This is a genomic window from Moraxella sp. CTOTU48268, from assembly GCF_032069585.1.
In the GTDB taxonomy this organism is placed as follows: Bacteria; Pseudomonadota; Gammaproteobacteria; order Pseudomonadales; family Moraxellaceae; genus Faucicola; species Faucicola cinerea.
The window spans coordinates 41,452-48,298 of sequence record NZ_DAMALV010000017.1; the positions used below are offsets into that span (position 1 = coordinate 41,452).

The 6,847-nt window shown below is 45.8% G+C and carries 6 protein-coding genes; all 6 read right to left on the bottom strand.

Annotation, left to right across the window (positions count from 1 at the left end):
* Window positions 1-157: 157 nt before the first annotated feature.
* Window positions 158-1,492 carry an SPOR and LysM peptidoglycan-binding domain-containing protein gene (locus tag RT143_RS07455; protein ID WP_313092176.1) on the bottom strand — a complete coding sequence of 445 codons (1,335 nt, stop codon included), beginning with the start codon at window positions 1,490-1,492 and terminating at the stop codon, window positions 158-160.
* A 162-nt stretch (window positions 1,493-1,654) separates the two neighbouring features.
* Window positions 1,655-3,004, bottom strand: coding sequence for a bifunctional tetrahydrofolate synthase/dihydrofolate synthase (folC, locus tag RT143_RS07460; RefSeq protein WP_313092178.1), 1,350 nt, complete (start codon window positions 3,002-3,004; stop codon window positions 1,655-1,657).
* 24 nt (window positions 3,005-3,028) lie between these two features.
* Window positions 3,029-3,934, bottom strand: a complete 906-nt coding sequence (gene accD, locus RT143_RS07465; RefSeq protein ID WP_313092180.1) for an acetyl-CoA carboxylase, carboxyltransferase subunit beta — start codon at window positions 3,932-3,934, stop codon at window positions 3,029-3,031.
* Between the two features lie 148 nt (window positions 3,935-4,082).
* Window positions 4,083-4,901, bottom strand: a complete 819-nt coding sequence (gene trpA / locus RT143_RS07470; RefSeq protein WP_219330890.1) for a tryptophan synthase subunit alpha — start codon at window positions 4,899-4,901, stop codon at window positions 4,083-4,085.
* Window positions 4,902-4,938: 37 nt separating this feature from the next.
* Window positions 4,939-5,529, bottom strand: coding sequence for a hypothetical protein (locus RT143_RS07475; protein ID WP_313092182.1), 591 nt, complete (start codon window positions 5,527-5,529; stop codon window positions 4,939-4,941).
* 90 nt (window positions 5,530-5,619) lie between these two features.
* Window positions 5,620-6,846 carry a tryptophan synthase subunit beta gene (gene trpB / locus RT143_RS07480; RefSeq protein WP_313015918.1) on the bottom strand — a complete coding sequence of 409 codons (1,227 nt, stop codon included), beginning with the start codon at window positions 6,844-6,846 and terminating at the stop codon, window positions 5,620-5,622.
* Between the last annotated feature and the right edge of the window lies 1 nt (window position 6,847).

Genomic DNA, 6,847 nt, shown 5'->3' on the forward strand with positions numbered 1-6,847 from the left:
CACACTCATATCTATAGGATAATTACCACAAGGGAGCATTATTCCTCTATTGGGTGATTTTCACAAGCACATAGACAAACAATGCGACACAAAATGTCGCATTGTTTGGGTTGTTTGGCCTTGTTTGCCTAGTTTGGCTTTAAAAGGTTAAATAGGCTTACCAGTAAAGCACCCAGCCACTATTGACATCGACGCGGCTATCGTTATTGAGCTTGTCTTTGAGCGCCAAGGCAGCGACTTTGCCTTTTTCTGGACCTACGACGATACGTACACCTTTGCTAGTTTGGGTGGTTTTGACTTTGTAGCCTGCCGCTTGTAATTTTTGGGTAATTTCACTGGCTTTTTTTTGGTCGGTTGCCAATGCAACTTGTACCCCAAACGTACCTTTGGCATCGGTTTCTTTTACCGTCTGACGCGCCTGCCTTAAATTATCTTGTGCCGCTTGGAATGCTTGTTTTTTCTGGGCTTGTTGTTGAGCTTCTAATTTTTTTTGGGCGATTTCTTGTTGACGTTTTTGCTCTTTTAACTGCTCTTTTAACTGCGCTTCTTGCTTTTTGCGGGCGATTTCTTGCTGTTTTTGCTGCTCTTTTTGCGCGGCTTCTTGTTTTTTACGGGCGACTTCTTGCTGCTGCTGCAGTAGCGCCTGCTGCTTTTTTTGTTCAGCTTCTTGCTTTTTGCGAGCAATCTCATTTTGACGTTGTTGCTCTCGCGCTTGGGCTTGCTGGGTGATACGGTTGACTTGTGCCGCAGTCGGGATGTTAATAGTTTGCCCGACACGTAAGCTGCTGGTGGTATTGAGATTATTGACGCTTGCCAATACGTCGACTGGCACATTGTAGCGACGTGACAACCCTATCAACCCCTCGCCTGCCTTAACCTGATAGGTACCAGGCTTACTAGGGGTTGTTTTTGCCGCGGGCTGCGGCTGTGCGATGACGGGTGCTGTCACTGTGGGCTTTGGCGTAGCTACTTGTTCTTTAGTTTTTGCAGCGCTTTGGCTCTGTGCGGTATTTTGTACGCTATTGGGTACTGCAGCTTGCGTTTGTGGTGGCGCGGCGACCGTGTCAACGGGTCGGGGCTTTACCACAGGTTGGGTAATCGCAGTTACTGAGCTGGCAACCACCGAATTGGTATTGGCGGCATTTTTGTTGGCATACAGTTGATTTTCAGCACGGCTACGCGCTAAAGCTTCCGCTTCAATCCGCTGTTGCTCGGTCATGTATTGTTGGGCTTGTTGTTCTTGCGCAGCGACCCGTTGCTCCCGTTCTTTTTGTTTTTGTGCCAGTAAATTTTTTTCGGTTGCGACATCGGCGGTGAGTGGCTCGTTGCTGATTGCTGTTTGTTTATCTGTCGTGGGTTTAGCGATAACTTGTTGGCTATTGGATGCAGGTTTGGCAGGCGCATTCAAGACTTGGTGCATAGTGGCATATAACAACACGCTACCGCCTAACAATACCGTTGTACCCAATAATGCTTGCTTAGAAAATTTCATGCCAATTACCCTAATTTATGTGTCTTGATAAATGATTTTTTCGACCTATAAAAATCAACGAATTTTGACTAATCATAGCAAAATTCGCGTTAGCAGTTTTCACCATTATTGAGATATTAACTGAAAATTTTGAAAAGTAAAATCATTTGACGCACAAATTCGTTATTCACTGAGTGATTGGCTGGTCAGTACACCGCTGATGGTATAAAAAGAACCACAAACCAAAATTAGGTCATTCTCTTGGCTGTGGTCAATGACCGATTGGGTTGCCAAATTCAAATCCTCAAAAACACATACAGAATTAAAATAGCGTGGTAACAGCTCAGTCAAGCGCTCTTGGCTACTGGCTCTAGGGTGAGATATAACGCCGCTGTGAACACTGTCAATCGGCATCACCGTCTGGGAGAATTGCTGTAGCTGCGCGAGTACACGCTCGATGTCTTTATCAGCGAGCATGGATATCACCAAATGCAATTTGGCGGTTGGATACTGACGTTGGTAAGCATGCACATACGGCGTCAACTGCTTGAGCAAAAACTGCATCCCATGCTCATTATGGGCAACATCAAACACCCATTGGCGATCTGACATCCGTCTGCTGTCAAAACGCCCAGCCAATTTTACCTTCGGTAACGCAGCTTGGATGTGGTTTTGGGTTATGGTTAATGGGCTGGCTAAGAGGGCGGTGATAGCCGTTGCGGTATTGTGCAAAGACAGATTGGGGATGGGCAACGATAAAGTCACCGCGCTATTGCTATATTGCCATGTCACTGCACCGTCAGTATGGCGGTAACCATAATCTTTGCCATACTGCAGCAAATGGGCATGGTGCTGTGCAATCAAGGGCGAGATGGTCGATGGCATATCGGTTTCGCCATACACCAATGTGAGGTTATCACGCAAAATACCGGCTTTTTCTACCGCGATTTTTTCACGGGTGTCGCCGAGCCATTCGACATGGTCGATACCCACATTGGTAATCACCGCAAGGTTTGGCTCGATGACATTGACGACATCGAGGCGACCGCCTAACCCCACCTCCAATACCCAGACATCACAGTGGTTTTGGGCAAAAATCAAAAACGCGGCAAGCGTCGTCATTTCAAAAAATGACAGCGTCAAACCACAATCCACCCTCGCCTGCTCGATTTTGGCAAACGCATCAATCAAAGTTTGGTCATCGACCATTTCTCCATTGATTCTGACACGCTCGTTAAACACCAGTAAATGCGGCGATTGATATAAAGCGGTTTTATAGCCTGCTTGTTGGCAGATCTCGGCAATAGTGGCGGTGGTTGAGCCTTTGCCATTGGTGCCTGCCACAGTAAACACAAAAGCATCGGTTTGCTTTATACCCAATGCTTGAAATACGGGTATCACCCGCTCAAGCCCCATATCAATCGCGGACACATGGATGCCTTGCATGTAGTTTAACCACTCGGTTAACGAGCTTGAAACGCTAGGCGGCAATGGGGATGGTGAGAGTGCGGCGGGTAAGCTTGACTGTTGCATGGATAAAACCGTGATAATAATGAATTAGTGAGCCTGACGAAAATAGGTCATTTTTTTAAGTAAGCGATGAATCGTTTCTTTCATTTGTAAACGATGGACGACTTGATCGACCACACCATGCTCTACCAAAAACTCAGCGCGCTGGAAGGGCTCGCCCAGTACCTCGCGAACGGTTTGTTCAATCACCCGTTTGCCCGCAAAACCAATCATGGCTTTGGGCTCCGCCAAATGGATATCGCCTAACATCGCAAGCGATGCGGTTACACCGCCATACACAGGATTGGTCAGCACCACAATATAAGGAATATTGGCGTGTTTGAGTTTCTCAATCGCTGCGGCAGTACGCGCCATCTGCATGAGGGATAACAAGCCCTCTTGCATACGGGCGCCACCCGATGCAGCAAAACATACCAGCGGGATTTGTTCTTTGAGCGCCGTCTCGGCAGCGAGCACAAATCGATCGCCTACCACAGAGCCCATGGAGCCACCCATAAAAGCAAAATCAAACGCACAGGCAACCACGGGTAGGCGCTGAAGTTTGCCTTTCATGACGATAAGCACTTCGGTTTCGCCCGTCTTGGCTTGCGCTTCGCTCATCCGTGTTGGGTAAGGTTTGCTATCGACAAAGTCTAAGGGATTGCCTGCTTGGTACTGCTGACCCAGCTCGTCATCGACTTGGTCAAAAAACCAGTTCAGACGCGTGCGCGCGGTCATGCTAAGATGTTCATCACACGATGGGCAGACGTAATTATTAAAAATCAGCGCCGTATTGGTGATAATTGAATTACAGTTGGGACATTGAGTCGATGGTTCGGTCTCAACCGCCGTCAGTATTTGCTTGGCACGCGGCTTGATGGTGGGTAATGGGCGTTTTAACCAAGTTTCTTCCAGTGTCTGTCCCATCGGTTGAGGCTTCATATCAGTGCTCATAATAAGTCCCTATTAACAGTGCAATTTAAGAGTGCCATTGAATAGTAGTTGTTTGAGTGTACAAGTACAAACTCATTTTATAATGCGTATGCTAACTGATTTTAGCAATAAATGAAATGATTAACCTCAAATACCTCAAACCATTCTATCACTCAAGACTGTCAATCGCTTCTCTTAGCTCATCCATTTTATCCAAGATGGCTTTTTTGGCATGGGCGATTTTTTGTTCATCGTTGCCCACATCAGCAAAGTTTTTCACCAGCTCACTACCGACAATCACGCCATCCGCATATTGTCCGACTGCTTTAGCCGATGCACCATCACGAATACCAAAGCCAACACACACAGGCAAAGCAGTTTGTGCTTTAATCGCTTGGACGTGTTCGCCCACATCTTGGGCATCCAATGCTTTTGAGCCTGTCACGCCTTTGACCGATACATAATAGATAAAACCACCGCCATGTTTTAGCACTTGTTCACGGCGTTCTGGCAAGGTGGTTGGCGCAAGTAAAAAAATTTCGTTCATACTCGATGCGGCGAGTTTTTGGGTAAAATCGCCCGCTTCTTGCGGCGGTAAATCGACCATCAAAACACCGTCAATCCCTGCATCTTGACATAGGCTGATAAACTTGTCATAACCGATGATTTCAATCGGATTTAGATAGCCCATTACTAGCACTGGCGTGGTGGTATTGGTTTTGCGAAACGCTTTTACCATCTCTATCGCTTGGCGGGTACTGGTGCCACCAGCCAATGCTCGCTCGCCTGCGAGTGCGATGGTCTCACCGTCTGCCATGGGGTCTGAGAATGGCAAGCCGACTTCGATGACGTCTGCTCCGTGGTCAACAAGTTCATGCAGTAAGCTGACGGTAACACTTGGGTTTGGGTCGCCTGCCATCACATAAGGAATTAAAGCTTTCTTGTTTTGCTCTCGCAATGTGTTAAAGGTGGTTTCAATTCGGGTCATAGGTTTTCCTAATATTAGCGTAAATTTATTGGGAAGTTTAAATAGCTTTCCATTTCATTAAAATCTCAGCTTTCGGCTTATAGAATATTTTCAAAGGATTGTCTTTTGCCATTTGCTGTTTATTGTTTATCTGTTGATAAGTGCCACTATTGATTCTCACTTTATATTGATATTTGCACTTTTGTATATGACTATCGCAAGAGTTTGGATTTTCTTTATCATCAAAAAACAAATAATACTGTTTCGTCCCACGATAGTCTTTTATTTGGGTTGTGTATTCATCAGCCATCGCTGTTTTGGTGGGCTCAAAAACAGCATAAAAGCTTTGTTTAAATTCAAATGAACCAAGAAATAATATAATTGCCAAAAATATGATGACCAGAATACCACTTCTAATATCGGCTAAAACACTATCATTCCCTCGTCGAATTTTTTGAAATATAAAATAGGTAGCTACTATTATTGAAAGAAAAACCATACTAGAACTAAGTTGGTATAAAATCTCCCAAATACCTTCGTGAAAATTGGCATAAATACCGATTAAAAAGTAAAAAGCAAAAGCCATATACAAATAATAAATTATTTTGTAGCTATTAGATGGCTGTGTCGTTTCGGTATTATTTATCATCATCCACATTAATTCGTTAAACTTTATCTCTCACAACCCTAAATGTAAAACATAGTGAATTTAAGCCATTCCAATTGGGCAGATTATCAATCAAATCTCAATCCCATCACGTTTCATGACCGTGTGCAAATCCTTATCCCCACGACCCGACAGATTGACAATAATCGACTGGTCTTTGCTCATGGTTTTGGCAAGTTTCAACGCATACGCAATGGCGTGCGAGCTTTCTAGTGCAGGAATAATGCCTTCTTTTTGGGTACATTCACGAAAACCAACCATCGCTTCTTCATCGGTACAAGGTACATACTGCACACGGTCGATATCTTTTAAGAAACTATGTTCAGGACCCACGCCAGGGTAATCAAGCCCTGCTGAAATCGAATGGGTGCCCAAAATCTGCCCATCATCATCCGCCATCAAATACGTGCGGTTGCCGTGTAATACGCCCACTCGACCGACGGTAAGTGGTGCAGCATGGTTGCCTGTCTCGACTCCATCGCCGCCGGCTTCGATACCATACATTTTGACGTCTTTATCATTTAAAAAGTCATAAAACAGTCCGATGGCATTACTACCGCCACCGACACAAGCGACCAACGCATCGGGCAGTTTGCCTGTTTTTTGGTAGTGTTGTAGTTTGGCTTCTTTGCCGATAATGGCTTGAAAGTCACGCACCAGCATGGGGTATGGGTGCGGACCTGCGACAGTGCCAATGACATAATAAGTGCTATCGACATTGGTGACCCAGTCGCGCATGGCTTCATTCATGGCGTCTTTGAGCGTGCGAGTACCCGAGGTGACAGGTACGACTGTCGCCCCAAGCAGACGCATACGATACACGTTCATGGCTTGGCGTTCGACATCATCTGCGCCCATATACACCACGCACTCTAAGCCTAGACGCGCCGCGATGGTGGCAGTTGCTACGCCATGTTGCCCTGCGCCTGTCTCGGCAATGATGCGTTTTTTGCCGACCATTTTGGCAAGCAAGGCTTGACCGATGGTGTTGTTGACTTTGTGAGCGCCTGTGTGGTTTAAGTCTTCACGTTTAAGATAAATCTGCGCGCCTCCGATATCATCACTTAGGCGTTTGGCATGATAAAGTGGCGTTGGTCTGCCGACATAATTGACCAAGTCGTCTTGAAAAGCTTTCCAAAATTCGGGGTTGGCTTTGGCAGTGTTATAGATATGCTCAAGTTGTTCCAGTGCCGCCATCAGGGTTTCAGAGACAAAGCGTCCCCCATGAATGCCAAAATGTCCACTGGCATCTGGGTATTGATTGAAGTCTTTTACTTCAGTTGGGTTTTGAATGTTCATT